Source organism: Candidatus Poriferisocius sp., assembly GCF_965219775.1.
Taxonomy (GTDB): Bacteria; Actinomycetota; Acidimicrobiia; order Acidimicrobiales; family Bin134; genus Poriferisocius.
This window is the reverse complement of sequence record NZ_OZ244793.1, coordinates 735284-754989: the sequence shown is the minus strand read 5'-3', so window position 1 is coordinate 754989 and position 19706 is coordinate 735284. Positions and strand designations below refer to the sequence as shown.

Below are 19706 nucleotides of genomic sequence, written 5' to 3'. Positions count from 1 at the left end.
GCAGAGTTCGGTCCCCCCACCGTGTCGCCACGGCCCGGTAGTGTGCTGGCCGTGGCCAAGCGAGAGATCATCCTGCACGAGTACGTCGACATCACCGGGCAGGCGGCCTGGCCCTACATGGAGCACACCAAGATGCAAAGCCGTGATGCTCGGGTGGGGTTCGAGCTGCTGGGCACCTGGTACACCATGGGGATCACCGCCCGCTGGCCCCAGGTGGTGAACCTGTGGGACTCCGGGGGTTGGGACGGCTGGCAGGAGCGGGTGGACCGGCTCAACCTCAAGCGGAAGTCCAACGACCTGCTCGACGACTGGTGGGAGGAGGCCTACAAGCTCCGCACCGGTGGCTACGACCGGGTGCTGGGATCAGTGCCGGAGTCGCCCCCGGTGGCCTCGGTGCTGGCCAGCGACGTGCGGGGCACGCTGTACGTCCACGAGCTGAGCGAGGTGCGTCCGGGATCGGCCCGCGACTACCTGGCCGCCATGGCCGCCGACTACCTGCCGGTGGCCGCCGAGTACGGCTACACCTGCATGGGGCTCTGGGAGGTGCTGCACCACGACTACGAGGTGTGCACGGTTTGGGCGGCGTCGCCCGAGGCCTACGTGGCGCTGAACAAAGCGGCCGACGCGGCCCAGGGTTTCGACGAGGACGCCGACGGTGACGACCGCCTGGTGGCCTGGCGGGCCACCGCCCAGCAGTACACCACCCGCTTTCGCGAGGAACTCATGACCCCGGCGCCGGGCACCCGTACCGGCCCGGAGGCCTACGAGGAAGACACCTACATCAACCGGGCGTAAGTTGGGCCCGCCGGACGGCACAAGACGAAGGAGCACACGATGAGGGGCATTTTGTTCGACGGTGAGGCCGCGGTGGTGGCCGACGGCCTGGGGGTGACCGATCTCGAACCCCACCAGGTGCGGGTGCGGGTGGGGGCCGCCGGGGTGTGTCACTCCGACATGTCGGTGGTCGACGGGAAGTTCGGGGCCATGTTCCCACCCCCGTTCGTCATGGGCCACGAGGGGGCCGGGGAAGTGGTGGCGGTGGGCGCCGACGTCACCACCGTGGCTCTGGGCGATCACGTGGTGGTCGCCACCATCGACAACTGCGGTCGCTGTTCGGTATGCGCCACCGGCCACCCCACCCTCTGCCAGACGTCCAAACTGGGGGCGGCCATAGCCCGGCGCAACCAAACCGGGGAGGAGCCCGGCCCCGGCGACCTGCCCGCCTACTTCACCTACGAGGGAGAACGCATCCTGGGGTTTGCCAACACCGGCGTGTTCGCCGAAGAGGTGGTGGTGGGCCAGGGCCAGGTGGTGGCCATCGACAAGGGGGTGCCGTTCACCAGCGCCTGCCTCATCGGCTGCGCCGTGCTCACCGGCACCGGGGCCATCTTCAATCGGGCCAAAGTGTACCGGGGCGAGAGCGTGGCGGTGATCGGGGTGGGGGGCATCGGCCTCAACGTCATCCAGGCCGCCCGCATCGCCGGAGCCACCAAGATCATCGCCGTCGACAACAACCCGGCCAAGGAGAACTTCGCCCGGCAGTTCGGGGCCACCCACTTCGTGGACTCCGGGCGCGACCCGGCGGTGGCCGCCGTACACGACATCTCATCGGGCGGGGTTCACTGCTCGGTGGAGTGCGTGGGCCACACCACTTTGATGCAGGAGGCGGTGGAGATGCTGCGCCCCGGCGGCAACATGGTGATCCTGGGGGTGGCTGGCATGGAGTCCACCATGGAGGTCGCCCCGTTCCAGCTCTACCAGAACAAGTCCATCATGGGCTGCCGCTACGGCTCCGCCCGCCCGGCCTTCGACATCCCCGCCCTGGTCGACCTGTACCTCGACGGCAGGCTGCTGCTGGACGAGCTGGTGTCGGCCACCTACGACATGTCCGACCTGGACAAGGTGTTCGCCGACCTCGAGGCCGGGAAGCTGGCCCGAGGGGTGCTGGACCTGAGCTGACGCCGCGAGCCCGCCGCCGCCTCGGCTACCGGTGGTCCCCGGTCAGGCCGCGGGCGTCTCGGTGATGTCGGCGTCGAGATCCAGGTCGAAGTACTTGGCCGGATTCTCCAGCAGCACCTTGCGGGAGATGGACTCGTCCACCTTGGGGAAGTGCTCGGCGATGTACTCCTGGGAGTCGGGGTAGGACCCCACCGAGTGGGGGAAGTCGGAACCCCACATGATGTTGTCCCACGGGATGATGTCGACCATGTCGAACACCACCGGGTCGCGGATAACGCTGAAGTGGAAGTGGTCCACCACCTGCTCGCTGGGCTTGCGCTCGTAGCTCACCTTGAACCAGTCGCTGAACAGGTCGTAGTTGTCGTCCATGAAGTAGAGCGTGCCCGGCAACCAACTGGCGTTGGTCTCGGCGAAGTAGAACTTGATGTCGGGGAACCGCTCCAGCACGCCGGCGGCGATGAGCTGGGCCATGCAGTACACCGGGGCGTGGTTGCCAGCCCGCTGCACCAGGGCGCTGGCCCACGGGCTCTCGGACGTGCCCTTGGCCGCCGACTGCAACGGTGCCTCCCGGGCCCCGAAGCCGAAGTGGGGGGCCAGCTTGAGCCCCAACTCCAGGCTCTTCTCCCAGAACCGGTCGTCCTCCGGGGCGGCGTAGGGGGTGCCGTTGGGGAAGTTGTAGAACGCCACCGAGGGCAATCCCGATTCGGCGATGAACTCCAGCTCCTCCACCGCGTGGTCGATGCCGCTGATGGGGATGACCGCGTTGCCGACCAGCCGGTCGGGGGCCACCGAGCAGTAGTCGTAGGCCAAGAAGGTGTTGTAGGCCCGGATCATGGAGCGGTAGACGTCGGGATCCTTGATGCCCTCCAGGAAGCGGCTGGCGAACACCGGCGGGAACAGCACCTCGGCGTCCACACCGTCGAGATCCTGCTCCCGTAGCCGCTGTTCCGCCGGACCGGCCCCCTCTGCCGGGCTGCCGTCGGCCTTGTAGTAGGTGCCGCCGGAGAACTTGACCTTGTCCCGCCCGGCGATGTTCTGTCCGTTGCGGAGCATGGGTTGACCCTCAATGAGCCACCCCTCCCCGCCCTCGGGGAGGTGGATCAGCCGGGGTGCCCGATCCTTCCACCTCTCGGGGACGTACTTGACGAAAACATCCGGGGGGGTCTCCACATGCCCGTCAGCGCTGATCACCTTGTACTTTCGGCCCATGGCCGCAGTGTATGCTCACGACCCGAACCAGGAAAGCCGCAACCGGAAGGGAACCACGTGAGAAGCGCTTTGGCCGCAATCGGGCTGTGCCTGTTGGTTGCTCTGGGAGCAGCGGGCTGCGGCTCCGACGCCGACACTCCCCCACCCGCCGCCCAGCCCACCCAGCCGCAAGCCGAGTCAACGCCACCGGCGACTCCCGAGCCTGCGCCCACCGAGGCGCCCGCACCCACGGAGGCGCCCGCAACCCCCGAAGCCACCCCAGATCCGCCCGAGGCCACCCCGGAACCGGCGCCCACCGAGGCGCCCGCACCCACGGAGCCGCCCGAGGCCACGCCCGAACCCCTGCCCGAGGTGCTCAGCGAGGCGGGGCCCCACCCCGTGGGAACCACCACCCTGGTGTTGGGGGACGAGGCCGACCAGCGCATCCTGGAGGTCTGGTACCCCACCACCGACGAGGCGGTGGCCGGGCAGGAAACCGACCAGTTCGACTCCGGCAGCGTGATCCCCGAGGCCTTTCGCAGCCTGCTGCCCGAGGAGCTGCAGAGCGTGGTGGAGACCAATGCCTACCGTGACGCCGAGGTGGCATCGGGCGAATTCCCCGTCGTCATCTACAGCCACGGCTTCGGTGGGCACCGCAACGTGGCCATCTTCCACACCGTGCATCTGGCCTCCTGGGGGTTCATCGTGGCCTCCCCCGAGCACATCCACCGCAACCTGCCCGCACAGTCGTTCGGTACGGCCCGGTCGGACCCGGAAGCCGACATGGCCGACATCGCCGACACCCTGGCCGCCCTCGACCAGACCTTCGCCGACACCGTGGACACCTCCCGCACCGGGGTGATCGGCCACTCCGCGGGCGCGGGCACCGCCGTGCGGGCATTGGCCGACGACCGAGTGCTCAGCGCGGTGGCCCTGGCCGGCGGCTTCTCCGGGGAGATCGCCGGAGGGGACAAGCCCGTGCTGGTGATCTCGGCCGAACTGGACGAAACCGTGCCCGCCCAACGCGGCCTGGAGTTGTTCGAGGCCTTGACGGGACCCCGACGCTTCATCGTGTTGGAGAAAGCGGGGCACAACAGCTTCACCGACAGTTGCCCCCAGATCCTGTCCATGGGCGGACTGGGCATCCTCGAACCGTTGTTGGGGGCCGCCCAGGTGGCCCGGGCCGAAGACGGTTGTACCCCGGACTTCGCCGACCCGGCGGTGACCTTCGCCGCCCTCAACCACCTGGTCACCTCGCAGTTCCTCCAGGAGCTGGCCGGTGCCGACGCCCCCATCAACCCGGCGTTCGCCGACGAGATCGGCATCGGCCTGACCGAATACCTCGAAGCCGGCCTATAGGGCAGGCCCCCGGCCAAGCCCTGGCGAAGGCCCGGATCTCCCCCGCTATGGCCAACTCCGGCGTTGGCCCCGTGAGGATGCCAAGCTGGTGGGGATGAACCTCGGCCCCGACGACCTGGTGCTCAGTTCGGGCTCGCTCGACAACCCGCCCGTCGAGGTGCTCATCGAGGCGGCGGTGGCCGGGGGTTTTGCCGGGCTGACCCTGTGGCCCGCCGTCTATCCGCCCGACCCGGCCATCGGCGAACGCATCCGCGACGCCGGGCTGGCGGTGGTCGACATGGACGCCGCCATCGTGTGGGTTGGTCCCGACGACCCCGGCGGGCCCTACTACGAGGAGGCCCCTCGGGGGACCGTCTTCGAGGCGGCCGCCGCCCTGGGGGCCACCGGGGTGAACACGCTGCTGGTGTGTCCCGGCCCCACCTCCCGAGAGCAGGTGGTGGCGGCCATGGCCGACCTTGCGGACCAGGGCGCGTCCGTCGGGGTGGACGTGTACATGGAGTTCAGCCGCAACCGGCCCGTCCCCGATCCCCTGGCCGCCGCCGAGGTGGTTGCCGCCACCGGCCGGCCCAACTGCGGGCTCACCGTGGACTTCTGGCACGTGCATCACGGCCCCGGTGACTTCTCCGACTTCGCGGCGGTGCCCGGCCATCTGATCGGCGCCATCCAGCTCAACGACGCCCCGGCCGAGCCCCCGTCGGACCTGGCCTGGGCCACCCGCCACTGCCGGGGCGTCCCCGGCGAAGGGGCCATCGACCTCTTGGGCGCTCTGCGGACCATGCGGGAGGCGGGATGTGCCGCCCCGATCACCCTGGAAGTGTTCGACGGCGAACGGCTGGCGTCGCTGGGTCCGGTGGGTTTCGCCCGCCTCCTCGGCGACGCCACCCGCCGGGTGCTGGCCGGGACGGGCTAGCCCTGGCCAGCGGGGAGTGTCGCCAGGCCGGCTAGCCGATCCCCTGGCGCACCGGCAGACCGGCGGCCTGGTACACCGCGTCGATCAGCTCCATGGTCTTGATCGATTCCGACGGCGGGTAAAGGTTGGGTCCGCCGTCCTCCACGCAGGCCCGAAAGTCCCGGAGCTGGCAGGTGTAGGTGGCCACCTGCTCGGCCGCTTCGTGCAACACGGTGGCGCCGTCGGCGTCGGTCAGCGTCAGGCCTTGGCCCCACATGGGGGCCAGCGGGTTGTCGATGTGGAGCTTCCCGTCGGTACCGCTCACCACCACCTCGGCCCGGAAGTCGGCGGCCAGAGCATCAATGTCGATGGCCTCGGTGGTGTCCAGCTCCACTTTCTGGTCGATGCCGGTGAACGCCGACACAACGGAAGCGGTGGCGTCACCGTCGCGGTACCGCAGCTCCGCGGTGGTGCGCTGGTCGACGTCGGGGGCCATCTCCACGGCCTCGGCCCGCACCACGTCGAGCTCCCCGAACACCCGTAGGTTGCTGAGGGCGTAGGAACCGGTGTCCATGAGGGCGCCACCGGCCAGGTCGTAGCGGTAGCGGATGTCGTCGGGGCCGTGCATCGAGGGGAAGATCATCGCCGCCTCCACGTGGGTGATCTCCCCCACCGCCCCCTCACCCACCAGTTGGATGGCCCGGGCGGCCTGGGGGTGGAACCGCCAGTGGAAGGCCTCCATCACCACCAAGCCGGTGCGCTCCGCCACCTCCGCCACCCGACGGGCCTCCTCGGCGTTGGCGGTGAACGGCTTCTCCAAGAGCACGGGCTTGCCCGCCTCCAGGGCGGCAATGGTCCACAGGGCGTGATGGGAGTTGGGCAGCGGGTTGTAGATGGCGTCCACGTCCTCGGAGGCCACCAGGGCCTCGTAGCTGTCGAACACTCTGGGGATGCCGTGCTCATCGGCGTAGGCCCGAGCCCGGCCCGGATCGCGGGCGGCCACCGCCGTCAACTCCACCCCGTCGATCTCCCGGGCCGGTTCGATGACACCCATCGGACCGATCCAGGCCGCCCCCAACATGCCCAATCTCATGGCCAGAACCTAGACCACCGGCAATGCCCGCTCAGGCGGCGAAGGCGGCCTGCAGGGTGGCGGCCAACTCGGGACGGCAGATGAGAATGCCCCACTGGGCCACGTCGGCCCGGTTGAACCGCAGCGGCGAGCCGTCCAGGTGGGAGACGTGCAGGCCGGCGGCCACCGCCACCGCCGCGGGCGCGCAGGTGTCCCACTCGTACAGCCCACCGGCGTGGACCCAGGCGTCGGCCTCACCCACCACCACGGCCATGGCCTTCACCCCGGCCGAGCCGACCCCGTACACGTCGGCGTCCAGGTGGCGAGCCAGACGATGGCCGTCCCAGCGCACCCGGGAGCGGGACATCACCACCAGGGGCCGACGACGGTCGGCATGGGCCGGCGGCTCCGGAGCGTGCCCCGTGCTGAACGTGCGACCCCACGGGGGTACGGCCACGGCCCCGGCAACCGGTTCGCCGTTCACCGTCAAACCCACGTGTACCGCCCAGGTGTCGCTCCACTGGTCGGCGAAGTCCGAGGAGCCGTCGAGCGGATCCACGATCCACACCCGCTCGGCCTCCAGTCGGGTCCGGTCGTCGTGGCCCTCCTCCGACAGCACCATGTCGTCGGGCCGCAGTTGGGCCAGGGCCCCGGTCAGGAAACGGTGGCTGAGCTGGTCGCCGGCCAGCTCCCGATGGAGGTAGCCGGCCCGGGAGTTCTCCATCTCCTCCCGCAGTTCGAGGAGCTGCTCGCCCGCCCGCTGGGCCAACCAGTGGGCCAACTGGTGGTCGTCGGGCTCCGGCGGGCCGCTCACCGGGCCAGCACGATCGGCCGCCAATCCAGCACCGGCACCGGGTCGTGGCCGTCGCGTTCGGCGGTCACGACCACGGTGAAGGCCAGCAGTCGGCCGTTGGCCACCCGGTGTTCGGCGTCGACGGTGGCGGCCACCTCCAGCACATCGCCCTCGAACACCGGCCCGGTGTGGTCGCAGAGGTGCCAACCCACCACGGTGGCCGCGCCGGGGAACAGTCGCACCAACCCGGCCTGGGCCAGGCCCACCGTGTGGCCCCCGTACACCAGACGACGGCCCCCCTGGCCCAACGTCGCGTCCCGATGGGGCGGGGCCAGGTTCTGGGTGAGGCGCACCAGGGCGGGGGCGTCGGTGACCGTGTCCCGCAGGGGGTCACGCCGGGTCTCGCCCACCGGCCACTCCTGAGGCGGCCCCAGCGGCGTCAGGTCCCAGTGGGTGGGAGCCACCTCGGCGAAGGGGGAAAAGTCCAGTTGCTCCGGGCTGCCCCCCAGGTCGTCGTGTCGACCGGTGGGGGCATCGGAGCGCTGGCGCACCAGGGCGCACCGCTCGAAGTCCAAGACGAGCCCGCCGTCGGTGTCCACCGTCCGCATGGCGAGCAGGACCAAACCACGGGGCGGTCGGTCGGGCCGGGCCGACGCCTCCCGCAACCCCTTGACCGTCACCGTGGTCGTGAGCGTCTCCCCCACCCGCACGGTGCGCAGCAGGCGAACCCCGCGGTAGAACAGGTTGGCCACCACCTTGCGGGTGGCCACCGTCGACTGTCCGATGGCCATCTGCATCACCAGGGCCGGGTTCACCACCGCTCCGGGCCGGCCGGTGACGGCCTCGGCCAGGGGGCGGCTCAAGCTGACGGCCAGCGGGTCGCCGCAGATGGCCTGGTAGACGGCCGCCTCCCCCGGTCCGATGGTGATGGCGGGCGCCGGGTCGAGCTGCTCGCCCACCGTGAAATCCTCGAACCACGGGCCGTCAGTCGCCGGTGCAACCACGATGGGCAGTAAACCACGCCGGACGCGCCCGCAATAGGATCGGGCCATGGCAACGACGGCAATCCAGGACATCCCGGTCATCATCGAGGTGGCCATCAACGGCATCACCACGCCCGAGATCAACCCCCACGTGCCGCTCACCGCCGAGGCCATCGGCGCCGACGCGCTGGCCTGCCTGGACGGGGGTGCGGCCATCATCCACACCCACAACTTCGACATCAGCCTCACCGGCGCCGACGCCGCCGGGCCCTACATCGAGGCCATGGGGCCGGTGCTGGCCGCCCGGCCCGACGCCCTCTGGTATCCCACACTCACCTCGGGGGGCGACCACCAGGCCCGCAACGCCCACCTGCCCCTCATCGCCGCCGAGGTGCCGCTGCGCATGGGGGTGGTGGACCCCGGCTCCACCAACATCGGCACCGCCGGGCCCGACGGCCTGCCGGTGGGCGGCACCTACAGGAACGACTACGCCGACATCCGGGCCAGCTTCGAGATGTGCCGGGATCACCAGTGGGGACCGGCACTGGCCATCTACGAGCCCGGCTTCTTGCAGTGCGTGCTCTCCTACCACCGGGCGGGTCGGCTCCCCGCCGGGTCGATAGCCAAGCTCTACTTCGGGGGCGAGTGGGGTCTCACCCGCCGATCCCGGGGGGTGACGTTCGGGCTGTCACCCACCAAGCACGCCCTGTTGGCCTATCTCGACATGCTGGAGGGCACCGACATCCCGTGGTCGGTGTCGGTGTGGGGTGGCGACCTCATGGCCACCCCGGTGGCCCGGCTGGCCCTGGAGCTGGGCGGCCACCTGCACGTGGGCATCGAGGAGTTCTACGACCCCGACCGCAGCCCCACCAACCAGGAGTTGCTGGCCGAGGCGGTGGCGCTGTGCGCCCGGGTGGGCCGCCCGGTGGCCACCAGCGCCGAGACCGCCGACATGCTGGGTCTGCCCTGATCACCCCGTGGGCTACCACTGGGGCCTGCCCTCGTACCTGCCCTGATTACCCCGTGGGCCAGCACTGGGACCTGGCCAAACTCGGGGGCGTCAGACGCAGGTGTTCTCCAGGGTGCCGAGGCCCTCGATTTCCGAGGTGATCCGGTCGCCGGGCTGCAGGTAGATGCCCTGGCCGTGGCCCACGCCACCGGGGGTGCCGGTGAACACCAGATCGCCGGGGTGCAGGGTCAGAATCGACGACAAGTAGGCCACCATCTCCGCAACCGGGCGCAGCAGCAGGCTGGTGCGGCTGTCCTGGCGCACCTCGCCGTTGACCCGACAGGAAATGGCCAGATCATCCGGGTCGGGCACCAAATCGGGGCTCACCAACGCAGGACCGGTGGGTCCGAACGTGGACCGGGACTTGCCCAACGAGAACTGCGGCGGTGAGGCCGCGCCCTGCAGGGCCCGGTCGGAGATGTCCTGGCCGATCATGAGGCCGGCCACCCGGTCCCAGGCCTGGCGCTCGTCGATGTTGCGGGTTTCGACGCCGATCACCACCACCAGTTCGCACTCGTAGTCGCAGCGGTCGCCCACGAGCTGCACCGACGCCGCCGGGCCCACCAAACAGGTGGGGAACTTGGTGAACACCACCGGGGCCTCGCCGGCGGCGGCGCCCAACGGGTCGTCGCGGTCGATCTCCTCGATGTGGTCCCGATAGTTCAGCCCGTAGCCGAACACCTGCAGGGGCGTCGGCACCGGGGGGCCCAACTCGGCCATGGTGACCTGTCCGTCCGGGCGCCCCCGGTTGGCCCACTGCTCGTGCAGTTCCTCTCGGCGCGCCAGGGCGCTCATCGGTTCGGTCCCGGTGGCCCAGAAGTCGTCGCCGTCCAGCAACACGGCCTCGCCGGAACGGTTGGCCAATCGAAAACTCATGACGATCTGCTCCTCGTGCGGTCGCGGTTTCTCGGCCTACAGGTTCTCGGCCTACAGGGTGGCGGCCAGCTCCACGGCGGAGCGCATGGCGCCCTCCAGGTAGCCGGGTTGGGCGCAGTCGCCCACCGCGTGGGTCTCCAGGCCGAGGCCTCGGAGTTCGTCGGCCAAGGTGGCATCGGCGGTCACCTCCGAGGTCACCACCACCAGGTCGGCCGGGGTGGTCTGCTCGGTCCCGTTCGACCGCCACACCACGCCCTCGGCGGTGAGGGCCACCACCTCGGCGCCGGTCACCAAGTGGACCCCGGCCTGGGCGAAGTCGTTGACCGCCCGCCAGCGGCCCGGCAACCCCAGCGCTTCGCCGAAGGCCGGGCCCGACTCGATCAGGGTCACGTCGGCCCCCTGCCGGGTGGCCGCTTCGGTCACCCCGATGCCGGGCACGTTGCCCCCGAGCACCACCACCCGCTCGGCGTCCAGGGTCTCCCCTTCCAGCAGCCAGGGCCCCAGGTCGTCCACGCCCCACACCCGGGGGTCGTCAAAGCCGTCCACCGCGGGCCGTCCCCACCGTCCCCCGGTGGCCACCACCACCGCGTCGGGGGCCATCGCCTGCACCTGGTCGGCGTCCAGGTGGGTATCGAGCCGGACGTCCACGTCGAGTTGGTCGATCTGACGCCGGAGCCACTCCAGGAGTTCGCCGTTGGTCGGGTTGGCGGCCGACGCCAGTTCCCAGCGGCCCCCCAACCGGGAGGAGCCCTCGGCCAGGGTCACCTCGTGGCCCCGCAGGGCGGCCACCCGAGCGGTCTCCATGCCCGAGGGGCCACCGCCGACCACCAGGATCCGCTTGGCCACCGGGGCGGCCTCGGTTGTGAGGGTGTCCTCCCGGCCGAGGAAGCCGTTGGCCGCGCAGCGGGTGCCCACCCGCAGGAAGATGTTGCCGATGCAGCGGTAGTGGTAGGCGCACGGTCGCACGTCGTCGGGCTCGCCTGCGCCCAGCTTGGAGGGTAGGTCGGGGTCGGCCAGGATCTTGCGGCCCATGGCCACGAAATCGTAGGCGCCGTCGGCGATATGACCGTCGGCGGCTTCGGGGCTGATCCGGCCCACCGCGATCACCGGCACGTCCACCACGGCCTTGACGGCGGCGGCGTTGGCCACCAGCAGCTCGGGCACGTGGGGGGCGTAGGACTCGGTCGGACCGGTGGCGATGCCGGGATCGTGGTAGGCCGACACGTGGATGGCGTCGGCCCCGGCGGCCGCCGCCACCCGGGCGTTGTGGAGGGCGTCGTCCAGCACGATGCCGTCGATGCCCACCTCGGTGCTGTTGAGCCGCACCCACACCGGGTAGTCGTCGCCCACCCGTCGGCGGATCTCGGTGAGGATCTCCACCAGGAAGCGGGATCGGTTCTCCACCGATCCGCCGTACTCGTCGTCGCGGGTGTTGATGGTGGGCGACAAGAAGGCGTCGATGAGGTAGCCGTGGCCGCCGTGCAGCTCCACCGCGTCCACCCCGGCCTCCCGGGACCGCACGGTGGCGGCGGCGAACTGGTCCACCACGGTGGCGATGTCGTCGTGGTCCATCACCCGGTAGTGGACCTTGGAGTCCGGGGTCATGAGCGGCTCGGCCATCATGGCCCCTTCTTCGGCGGTGACCATCCCGTAGAGGGGGTCGACGGTGGCCGGACCGGGTTCCGACGGCACCCACAGGGGGCGGCCCGCCATGGTGTCCTGCAGGGCGATCTTGCCCGCGTGCGTGAGCTGCATGGCGATCTTGCCCCCGTGGGCGTGGACCCGGTCGGCCGCCCGCCGCCACGACGGGATGAACCGGTCGTGGGACATGGCGGTCTGGCGCTTGTTGGAACAGCCCACCGGATGGGCCACCCCCACCGACCCCAGCATGACCACGGCCATCCCGCCCTTGGCCCGGGCTTCCAGGTAGGCGGCTTGGTCGTCGGACACCTCGCCGTTCTCGTCGCCCAACTCCTCGCCCATGGGGGCCATGATCAGTCGGTTGCGCAATTCCAGGGTGCCGATGCGTCCCGGCGACAGCAGATGGTCGTAACTCATGACCCCATCATGGCCCATTCGAGCGGGAGCCGACGGCCTCGGTGGCCAGAACTGCCTCGGCGCGGTGGCCGGGCCGTATCCTCCACCGAGTGTCTCTGATCGTGGCGTGGGGGTTGACCAAGCAGTTCGGCGAGTTCACCGCGGTGGACGGCATCGACTTCGAGGTCAACCGGGGCGAGGTCTTCGGGTTCCTCGGTCCGAACGGGGCGGGCAAGTCGTCCACCATGCGGATGATCGGCTGCGTGTCGGCCCCCACGGGGGGCGCACTGCGGGTGATGGGCATGGATCCCGCTCGCGAGGGCACCCGGATCCGATCCCGCCTGGGGGTCGTGCCCCAGCAGGACAACCTCGACGAAGAGCTGTCGGTGGCCGAGAACCTCTACGTGTACGGACGGTACTTCGACCTGCCCCGGTCGGTGCTGCGCCCCCGCATCGCCGAGCTGTTGGAGTTCGTGCAGCTCAGCGAACGAGCCGACGACCACGTGGAACCGCTGTCGGGGGGCATGAAGCGCCGCTTGACCATCGCCCGGGCCCTGATCAGCGAGCCCGAGGTGCTGCTGTTGGACGAGCCCACCACCGGCCTCGACCCCCAGGCCCGCCACGTGGTGTGGGAGCGCCTGTGGACCCTGAAGCGCCGGGGGGTGACGCAGGTGCTCACCACCCACTACATGGACGAGGCCGAGCAGCTCTGCGACCGCCTGGTGGTGATGGACCGGGGGGAGATCGTGGCCGAGGGCTCGCCCCGCCAACTCATCGAGCGCTACTCCACCCGGGAGGTGGTGGAGCTGCGGGCCCACGACCAGACCACCGCGCTGGCCGACCAGCTCCGCCGGTTGCCCGCGCAATCCGACGGCGACGGGGCCCACCGGCTGTACGAGCGGGCCGAGGAGCTGCCCGATCGGGTGCTGTTGTACACCGACCACGGGGAGCGGGTGGTGTCCCAACTCGGCGAGGTCAAGCCCGAGAGCGTGCTGGTGCGCCGCAGCACCCTCGAGGACGTGTTCTTGCACCTCACCGGGCGGTCGTTGGTGGACTGATGACCCGCGCCGACGTGTCGACCGATCGCTCCGACCCTGGCCTCTCACCCGCTCTTCGCGGGGTTTGCTGATGGCCCGCGCCGACGTCATCCCCAGTCCCCGGTTGGCCTACGAGTACTGGCTGGTCACCTACCGTCGGAACTGGAAGGGGTCGCTGTTCACCATCTTCTTGAGCCCGATCCTGTTCCTGGCCGCCATGGGGCTGGGCCTGGGCTCGCTGGTGGACGCCGAGGCCGGGGCCCGCCAGGGCCTGGGCGGCCTCGACTATCTGGACTTTCTGGCGCCGGGCCTGTTGGCCGGCAACGCCATGATGCTGGCCGTCAACGAGTCCACCTATCCGGTGATGGGCGGCTTCAAGTGGTACCGCACCTACCTGGCCATGGCCGCCTCGCCGCTTCGGGACCGCGACATCCTGCTCGGCCACTTCTGGTTCATGGCGTCCCGGGTGGCGCTGGCCAGCGTGGTGTTCCTGGGGGTGATGGCGGTCTTCGGGGCGGTGTCGTCGCCGCTGGCCCTGCTGGCCCCGTTGGCGGCCACCCTGTGCGGCATGGCCTTTGCCACCCCCACCACCGCCTTCGTGGCCACCCGCACCCAGGCCGACAACTTCAGCACCTTCACCCGGTTCGTGATCATGCCCATGTTCTTGTTCTCGGGCATCTTCTACCCGGTGTCGCAGTTGCCGGTGGTGCTGGAGCAGATCGCCTGGATCACCCCGGTGTGGCACGGCGTGCGCCTGTGCCGGGCGCTGTCCACCGGCGGGGGCCTGGGGTGGGATTTGGCGGGCCACGCCGTCTACCTGGTGGCGCTGATCCTGCTGGGGTGGCGGGCCGCCGCCCACACCTTCGCCCGAAAGCTCTACGAATGAGCCTCCGGGTGCCTTTGCGCCGAGGGTTGCGGCCATGACGCTGCTGGTGCCGTCGCGGCGGTTCGTACGGGTGGTGGAGCGGAATGTCACCGTCTACCGGCGCACCTGGCTGGTGCTGTTCACCGGCTTCTTCGAACCGGTGTTCTACCTGCTGTCCATCGGCATCGGGATCGGCGAACTGGTGGGCGAGGTGTCCGTGGGCGGGCGCTCGGTGGACTACCGCACTTTCGTGGCCCCCGGCCTGTTGGCCACCTCGGCCATGAACGGCACGTTCTACGACAGCACCATGAACATGTACTACAAGCTCACCTGGGCCAAGATCTACGACGCCGTGCTGGCCACCCCGGTGGGCGTGCTGGATCTGGCCCTGGGGGAGATGGGCTGGTCGGTGCTGCGAGCCACCATGTACGGGGCCGGTTTCCTGGGGGTCATGGCCGGATTCGGCCTGGTCGATTCGATGTGGGCCATTGTCGCCCTGCCGGGGGCCACGCTGATCGGGTTCACCTTCGCCGCGGTGGGCATGGCGGCCACCAGCTACATGCGAAGCTGGAACGATCTCGACCTGGTGACGGTGCCGCTCATCGTGCAGTTTCTGTTCTCGGCCACCTTCTTCCCCCTCGACACCTATCCCCGGGCCGTGCAGTTCCTGGTGCAGGCCACCCCCCTCTACCACGGGGTGGCCCTGGAGCGGGCCTTCATCTCCGGTGACGTGGGCTGGAGCCTGTTGGTCCACGCCGCCTACCTGCTGGCCCTCGGGGCCTTGGGGGCCACCATCGCCAGCCGCCGCCTGGGCCAACTCCTCACCCCGTGACCCCCGGCGGGGGCCGGCGGAACAACCCCGCCTGTTGGGGTGGTGGGTGCCCGGGGACGGTTGGTGGGTGAGCAGGCCCGGCCCCGCCCGGCCGGGCCGGTTAGTGTGACCACCCAACCCGCCGGAGCGAACAACGGCTCGCCCGAGCCGGTCACAAGGAGGTTGTCATCATGGGCCGCAAGGACTTCGCCCAGTACGCCACGGCTTGGTCGGCCCCCGACTACACCGTGGACGACGCCGGGAAGGTGGTCGGTGGCTATCAGCCCGACCAGCCCAACAACTGGGGACGCTGGGGCGACGACGACCAGATCGGCACCCAGAACCTCATCGGTCCCGACCAGCGGGTGAGGGCGGCATCGCTGGTGCAATCCGGCAAGGTGTTCTCCCTGGCCCTGCCCATCGACGCCAGCGGTCCCCGCTTCCACTCCCGTCCGGCCCCGCTGCACTGGTTCCTCATGTCGGGTTCCGACCAGGTGGTGGGCTCGCCCTACAGTGCCCTCGACCCCGACTTCCAGTGGAACGACGACATGTTCCAGATGCCACTGCAGGGCTCCACCCAGTGGGACGGGTTCGGCCACGTCATGTACCGCGACACCCTGTACAACGGCTACTGGGGGGGCAACATCACCGCTTTCGGGGGCGCCGCGTTCCTGGGCATCGAGCACCACCGCCAGAGCTTCGTGGGCCGGGCCATTCTGTGCGACCTGGCCCGGTCGGAGAGCTGCGACGTGCTGGCTGAATCCACCGTGGTCGATTCGGCCATGCTCGACCGCTGCGTGGAGGCCCAGTCCACCACCGTGGAGCCCGGCGACATGCTTCTCCTGCGCACCGGCTACCTCGCCCAGTGGAACCCGGAGTTCTCCCCCGCCCAGCAGGGGGCCTACTTCCAGGGGTCACCGGGATTGGGCATCGATGCGCTCAGTTGGTGCGATCGCCACGACATCTCCGCGGTGGCCGCCGACACCATCGGCGTGGAGGTGCTCGTCCCCGAGGATCCCGACGGCCGGCGCTACCCGGTCCACTGCGGGGCGCTGGTGGACCGAGGCCTGCCCCTCGGCGAGTTCTGGGTGTTGGACGAGCTGGCCGCGGATTGCGCCGCCGACGGTCGCTACGAGTTCCTGCTGGTGGCCCCCCCGCTGAACGTCCCCGGCGCCGTCGGCTCCCCCATCAACCCCATCGCCCTGAAATAGCCCAGCCCGCCCCGAGAATCCCGAAAGCAGGAACTGACCCCAAACACCAACCGGACCCCGCCCATAAGGAGAGAGCGATGAAAGCTGCGGTTGTCTACGAGTTCGGCACGCCGATCCAGGTGGTGGACGCCACCCCCGGAGCGGTCGGGCCCCACGATGTGCGGGTGCAGGTGCGGGCCAGCGGCCTGTGCCACTCCGATGTGGCGGTGCAAACCGGGGAGTTGCCCTTCCCCCTCCCCATGGTGCTCGGCCACGAGGGGGCCGGCGTGGTGGTGGAGGCCGGAGATGCGGTCACCACGTGTGCGGTGGGCGACCACGTCGTGCTGTCGGCGCTCATCCACTGTGGGCAGTGCACCAATTGCCTCAAGGGTCGACCCAACCTGTGCATGTGGGGCCTGGAGACCATTTTCTCCGGCACCAACGCCAACGACCGGGCCCTGCGGGCCACCGATCCGGAGGGCAACGGCCTCTACCAGTTCGCTTCCATCGGCACCCTGGCCGAGGAGTTGATCTGCAGCGAGAAGCACGCGGTGCCGATCCCCGATGACGTGCCCTTCGAGGCGGCCGCGCTCACCGGCTGTGGCGTACTCACCGGTGTCTCGGCCGTGTTCAATCGAGCCGGGGTGCAGCCGGGCTCATCGGTGGTGGTGATCGGCTGCGGGGGGGTGGGCCTCAACGTGGTGCAGGCCACCGCCATGGCCAACGCCGCCACCATCATCGCCGTGGACCTGCACGACGCCAAGCTGGCCATGGCCAGAGAATTCGGCGCCACCCACACCATCCGAAACGACGACGCCGAGGCCACCGTGGCCCAGGTGTTCGACCTCACCGGCGGCGAGGGGGCCAACTACGCCTTCGAGGTGGTCGGGGTGCCGCCGCTGGTCCGGCTGGCCTGGGATTGCCTGCGGGTGGACGGCACCCTGGTGGCCATCGGGGTGCATCCGGCGGGCTCGACCGTGGCGTTGCCCGCCGAGCAGTTTGCCACCACCGAGAAGACGCTCATGTCCTGTCTGTACGGCACCTCCCGCCCCACCAAGGACATCCCGATGCTGGTGGACATGTTCCGTCAGGACCGCATCCGGCTCAACGAACTCGTCACCCACCACTTCGCCCTCGAGGACATCAACGACGCCGTCGCCAAAATGGAAAACGGCCGCGACGCCCGCGGCGTGGTGCTCTTCGACTGACCGGTTCATGCTTGACAATCTTCGGCCCGCTTCTTAGGTTCTCGCGCCACCGAGCACGGGATCCGGGGGAGGCACCATGCGTATCCAGGGACAGACCAGCATCATCACCGGCGGGGCCAGCGGTATCGGCGAGGCCATCGTCCGTCGGTTCGTCGACGAGGGGTCGGAAGTCTGCATTGCCGACATCAACCTTGAGGGGGCCAACCGGCTGGCCGCCGAGCTGGGCGACGCCGCCTGGGCCATCCATGTGGATGTGCGCGACGAAGCTTCGGTCAAGCAGGTGGCCGATGCCGCCATGGATCGCTGGGGGCGGGTGGATGTGCTGGTCAACAACGCCGGGGCGGAGCTGAACAAGGCGTATGACGAGGTCACCGAGGACGAGTGGGATCTGGTGATCGATACCGACCTCAAGGGGCCGTGGCTGTTCACCAAACACGTGGTTCCCCACATGGTGGCCGCCGGATCGGGCAGTGCCATCTACATCGCCTCACTCAATGGCCTGGTCGGCTTTCCCCTGGCCAGCCCCTACGGCGGTTCCAAACACGGGCTGGTCGGTTATGTGAAGCACGTGGCCATCGAGCTGGCCCAATCGGGTGTTCGCTTCAACTGCGTGTGCCCCGGTGTCATCCAGACACCGATGATGGAACGCTGGACCCAGCTCATGCCCGACCAGGAGGAAGCCCAAGAGATGCTCCGGGGGATGATGCCCATCGGCCGCATGGGCCGCCCCGAAGAAATTGCGGGCGCCGTGTTGTTCTTCGCCACCGAGGACTCCAGCCTTTGCCAGGGCTCCATACTTGCCGTCGACGGCGGTTGGGTGGCCCAGTGATAGCCGCCGTGGTGTCGTAGTCGGGCGGGATTGCTCCAGCCATGAGCGACGACGCCCTGCTCCAGGTGAGGGGTCTGTCCAAGCGCTTTCCCGGCGTTCAGGCCTTGGACCAGGTGGACTTCGAGGTGCGATCCGGAGAGATTCACGCCTTGATCGGCGCCAACGGCGCGGGCAAATCGACCCTCATCAAGATCTTGGCGGGTGTGGAACATCCCGACGAGGGTCGAATCGCTCTGGGCGGCCGGGAGGTCACCATCTCCGATGCCAATGCCGCGCGCCACCTGGGCCTGGCCTTCATTCACCAGGAGCTGGCCTTGGTCGGCCGAATGAGCGTGGCCGAGAACCTGTTGCTGGGTCACATGCCGAGCCGAGGCGGCCTGGTGCAGCGTCGGCAGTTGCGGACGCGAGCGCTGGAGGCCCTCGAGGACTTCCTGCCCGATGTCGATCCCAGCGTCACCGTTGGCGACCTTCCGGTAGCCCGTCAGTGGTTGGTCTCCCTGGCCCGGGTAACCCTGGAGGAAGCCCGGGTGGTGTTCCTCGACGAGCCGACCGCAGCACTGGGTGCCCAGGAGGTGGACGTGCTGTTCGAGGTGGTGCGATCGGTGGTGGCCGGAGGCTCGTCGGTGGTCTTCGTCTCCCACCGACTGCCGGAAGTCCTCGAACTGTGCCACCGCGCCTCAGTACTTCGGGGAGGTCGCCATGTGGGTACCTTCGATGTCTCAGAGGTTGATCGTGCAACGCTGGTCGAGCTGATCGCCGGCGAGGCCCTGCCCACCTCATCGGTGTCGGAGGTGGCCGATGCACCGGGAGAACCCGTCTTGGAGGTGGCCGATCTCACTGCCGGGCCGATCCGTGACGTGTCGTTCACCCTGCGCCGCGGCGAAGTGCTCGGGCTGGGGGGATTGGTGGGATCGGGACGCAGCGAGTTGCTGGAAGCCCTCTTCGGAGCCCGGCCCAAGGACCACGGGCAGATCCGCCTCGAAGGGCGTGAGGTTGCGTTCTCTTCGCCGGCCGATGCCGTGCGCGCCGGGGTGGCCATGCTCCCCGAGGACCGAAGGGAAATGGCCCTGTTTCCCGAGCGCTCACTTCGGGTCAACACGGTGATGGCGCACCTAGGAGCCTTCGCCCGTGGCCTCCTGCGAATCCCGAACATCGGTGCCGAACGCCAGGCCACCGAGGAGAAGATCGGACGGCTCGGGATCGTCACCTCCGGCGTACGCCAGTTGGTGAGCCAACTTTCCGGTGGGAATCAACAAAAGGTCGTGGTGTCGCGCTGGTTGTGCGGCGACGTGAAGGTGTTCCTGGTGGACGAGCCCACCAAGGGAGTCGACGTGGCCGGCAAGGCCGAAATCCTCCGCCAACTGCGACTGTTGGCCGCCGAAGGCGTCGGGGTGATTGTGGCCTCGTCGGAGCTGGAGGAGGTGGCCGACGTGGCCGACAGGGTCCTCGTACTGAGAGAGGGCCGGGTGGCCACCACGCTGGTCGCCCCAACCACCGAGACCGAGATTCTGCAGGCGTGCTTTACTGAACATGCCGCGTAAGCGTTGAACGGGAGAGGGTGACAAGATCACCCCATTCCACTTGGAGGCAAACAACCATGA

The 19706-nt window shown here is 69.4% G+C and carries 18 protein-coding genes; 12 read left to right on the top strand and 6 right to left on the bottom strand.

Translation table 11 applies throughout. From position 1 onward, the window contains the following. Positions 1 to 51: 51 nt before the first annotated feature. Positions 52 to 795: a hypothetical protein gene (locus ACOQPQ_RS03410; RefSeq protein ID WP_420638043.1), complete on the top strand. Its 744-nt coding sequence runs from the start codon at positions 52 to 54 to the stop codon at positions 793 to 795. A gap of 39 nt (positions 796 to 834) precedes the next feature. After that, the gene (locus ACOQPQ_RS03405) at positions 835 to 1959 is read left to right on the top strand and encodes a zinc-binding dehydrogenase (protein ID WP_420638042.1); all 1125 of its coding nucleotides are present in this window, start codon (positions 835 to 837) and stop codon (positions 1957 to 1959) included. Between the two features lie 42 nt (positions 1960 to 2001). On the opposite strand, the gene ACOQPQ_RS03400 is transcribed toward ACOQPQ_RS03405, so the two are convergent. After that, positions 2002 to 3168, bottom strand: a complete 1167-nt coding sequence (locus ACOQPQ_RS03400) for an amidohydrolase family protein (RefSeq protein ID WP_420638041.1) — start codon at positions 3166 to 3168, stop codon at positions 2002 to 2004. A 57-nt stretch (positions 3169 to 3225) separates the two neighbouring features. On the opposite strand from ACOQPQ_RS03400, the gene ACOQPQ_RS03395 reads away from it, so the two are divergent. Continuing rightward, complete coding sequence (locus ACOQPQ_RS03395; RefSeq protein WP_420638040.1) at positions 3226 to 4506, top strand: alpha/beta hydrolase family protein; 1281 nt, start codon at positions 3226 to 3228, stop codon at positions 4504 to 4506. Between the two features lie 94 nt (positions 4507 to 4600). Then, positions 4601 to 5416: a sugar phosphate isomerase/epimerase family protein gene (locus ACOQPQ_RS03390; protein ID WP_420638039.1), complete on the top strand. Its 816-nt coding sequence runs from the start codon at positions 4601 to 4603 to the stop codon at positions 5414 to 5416. A gap of 31 nt (positions 5417 to 5447) precedes the next feature. On the opposite strand, the gene ACOQPQ_RS03385 is transcribed toward ACOQPQ_RS03390, so the two are convergent. Genes ACOQPQ_RS03385 through ACOQPQ_RS03375 form a run of 3 tightly spaced genes read right to left on the bottom strand, consistent with a single transcriptional unit; the run spans position 5448 to position 8219 of the window. After that, a complete protein-coding gene (locus ACOQPQ_RS03385; RefSeq protein WP_420638038.1) occupies positions 5448 to 6488 on the bottom strand; it encodes a Gfo/Idh/MocA family protein in 1041 nt (346 codons plus the stop codon). A gap of 31 nt (positions 6489 to 6519) precedes the next feature. Beyond that, entirely contained in the window at positions 6520 to 7281 is a 762-nt protein-coding gene (locus ACOQPQ_RS03380) for an inositol monophosphatase family protein (protein ID WP_420638037.1), read from the bottom strand. Then, the gene (locus tag ACOQPQ_RS03375) at positions 7278 to 8219 is read right to left on the bottom strand and encodes an acyl dehydratase (RefSeq protein WP_420638036.1); all 942 of its coding nucleotides are present in this window, start codon (positions 8217 to 8219) and stop codon (positions 7278 to 7280) included. The genes ACOQPQ_RS03380 and ACOQPQ_RS03375 overlap by 4 nt, the downstream gene beginning before the upstream one ends. 91 nt (positions 8220 to 8310) lie before the next feature. Between ACOQPQ_RS03375 and ACOQPQ_RS03370 the strand changes: the two genes are divergently transcribed. Then, complete coding sequence (locus tag ACOQPQ_RS03370; protein ID WP_420638035.1) at positions 8311 to 9213, top strand: 3-keto-5-aminohexanoate cleavage protein; 903 nt, start codon at positions 8311 to 8313, stop codon at positions 9211 to 9213. A gap of 90 nt (positions 9214 to 9303) precedes the next feature. On the opposite strand, the gene ACOQPQ_RS03365 is transcribed toward ACOQPQ_RS03370, so the two are convergent. Both ACOQPQ_RS03365 and ACOQPQ_RS03360 read right to left on the bottom strand, forming a co-directional pair. After that, the gene (locus ACOQPQ_RS03365) at positions 9304 to 10128 is read right to left on the bottom strand and encodes a fumarylacetoacetate hydrolase family protein (protein WP_420638034.1); all 825 of its coding nucleotides are present in this window, start codon (positions 10126 to 10128) and stop codon (positions 9304 to 9306) included. 51 nt (positions 10129 to 10179) lie between these two features. After that, positions 10180 to 12186 (bottom strand): FAD-dependent oxidoreductase, encoded by a 2007-nt coding sequence (locus ACOQPQ_RS03360; RefSeq protein WP_420638033.1) that lies wholly within the window; start codon positions 12184 to 12186, stop codon positions 10180 to 10182. An 89-nt stretch (positions 12187 to 12275) separates the two neighbouring features. On the opposite strand from ACOQPQ_RS03360, the gene ACOQPQ_RS03355 reads away from it, so the two are divergent. The 7 genes from ACOQPQ_RS03355 (at position 12276) to ACOQPQ_RS03325 (ending at position 19646) form a co-directional block, all read left to right on the top strand. Further along, positions 12276 to 13223: an ABC transporter ATP-binding protein gene (locus ACOQPQ_RS03355; RefSeq protein ID WP_420638032.1), complete on the top strand. Its 948-nt coding sequence runs from the start codon at positions 12276 to 12278 to the stop codon at positions 13221 to 13223. A gap of 70 nt (positions 13224 to 13293) precedes the next feature. Continuing rightward, positions 13294 to 14088: an ABC transporter permease gene (locus tag ACOQPQ_RS03350; protein WP_420638031.1), complete on the top strand. Its 795-nt coding sequence runs from the start codon at positions 13294 to 13296 to the stop codon at positions 14086 to 14088. 34 nt (positions 14089 to 14122) lie between these two features. Further along, the gene (locus ACOQPQ_RS03345; RefSeq protein ID WP_420638030.1) at positions 14123 to 14899 is read left to right on the top strand and encodes an ABC transporter permease; all 777 of its coding nucleotides are present in this window, start codon (positions 14123 to 14125) and stop codon (positions 14897 to 14899) included. Positions 14900 to 15069: 170 nt separating this feature from the next. After that, positions 15070 to 16089 carry a cyclase family protein gene (locus ACOQPQ_RS03340; RefSeq protein ID WP_420638029.1) on the top strand — a complete coding sequence of 340 codons (1020 nt, stop codon included), beginning with the start codon at positions 15070 to 15072 and terminating at the stop codon, positions 16087 to 16089. Between the two features lie 77 nt (positions 16090 to 16166). After that, complete coding sequence (locus tag ACOQPQ_RS03335; protein ID WP_420638028.1) at positions 16167 to 17276, top strand: zinc-binding dehydrogenase; 1110 nt, start codon at positions 16167 to 16169, stop codon at positions 17274 to 17276. Positions 17277 to 17352: 76 nt separating this feature from the next. Beyond that, positions 17353 to 18105: an SDR family NAD(P)-dependent oxidoreductase gene (locus ACOQPQ_RS03330; protein WP_420638027.1), complete on the top strand. Its 753-nt coding sequence runs from the start codon at positions 17353 to 17355 to the stop codon at positions 18103 to 18105. 41 nt (positions 18106 to 18146) lie between these two features. Beyond that, a complete protein-coding gene (locus tag ACOQPQ_RS03325; RefSeq protein WP_420638026.1) occupies positions 18147 to 19646 on the top strand; it encodes a sugar ABC transporter ATP-binding protein in 1500 nt (499 codons plus the stop codon). The last annotated feature ends 60 nt before the right edge of the window (positions 19647 to 19706 follow it).

Excerpts from the sequence above, each read along its gene's own strand:
- ACOQPQ_RS03330 (WP_420638027.1), top strand. The coding sequence starts at position 17,353 with ATGCGTATCCAGGGACAGACCAGCATCATCACCGGCGGGGCCAGCGGT.
- ACOQPQ_RS03335 (WP_420638028.1), top strand. The coding sequence starts at position 16,167 with ATGAAAGCTGCGGTTGTCTACGAGTTCGGCACGCCGATCCAGGTGGTG.
- ACOQPQ_RS03325 (WP_420638026.1), top strand. The coding sequence starts at position 18,147 with ATGAGCGACGACGCCCTGCTCCAGGTGAGGGGTCTGTCCAAGCGCTTT.
- ACOQPQ_RS03400 (WP_420638041.1), bottom strand. The coding sequence starts at position 3,168 with ATGGGCCGAAAGTACAAGGTGATCAGCGCTGACGGGCATGTGGAGACC.
- ACOQPQ_RS03365 (WP_420638034.1), bottom strand. The coding sequence starts at position 10,128 with ATGAGTTTTCGATTGGCCAACCGTTCCGGCGAGGCCGTGTTGCTGGAC.
- ACOQPQ_RS03350 (WP_420638031.1), top strand. The coding sequence starts at position 13,294 with ATGGCCCGCGCCGACGTCATCCCCAGTCCCCGGTTGGCCTACGAGTAC.
- ACOQPQ_RS03340 (WP_420638029.1), top strand. The coding sequence starts at position 15,070 with ATGGGCCGCAAGGACTTCGCCCAGTACGCCACGGCTTGGTCGGCCCCC.
- ACOQPQ_RS03385 (WP_420638038.1), bottom strand. The coding sequence starts at position 6,488 with ATGAGATTGGGCATGTTGGGGGCGGCCTGGATCGGTCCGATGGGTGTC.
- ACOQPQ_RS03370 (WP_420638035.1), top strand. The coding sequence starts at position 8,311 with ATGGCAACGACGGCAATCCAGGACATCCCGGTCATCATCGAGGTGGCC.
- ACOQPQ_RS03345 (WP_420638030.1), top strand. The coding sequence starts at position 14,123 with ATGACGCTGCTGGTGCCGTCGCGGCGGTTCGTACGGGTGGTGGAGCGG.
- ACOQPQ_RS03390 (WP_420638039.1), top strand. The coding sequence starts at position 4,601 with ATGAACCTCGGCCCCGACGACCTGGTGCTCAGTTCGGGCTCGCTCGAC.
- ACOQPQ_RS03405 (WP_420638042.1), top strand. The coding sequence starts at position 835 with ATGAGGGGCATTTTGTTCGACGGTGAGGCCGCGGTGGTGGCCGACGGC.
- ACOQPQ_RS03360 (WP_420638033.1), bottom strand. The coding sequence starts at position 12,186 with ATGAGTTACGACCATCTGCTGTCGCCGGGACGCATCGGCACCCTGGAA.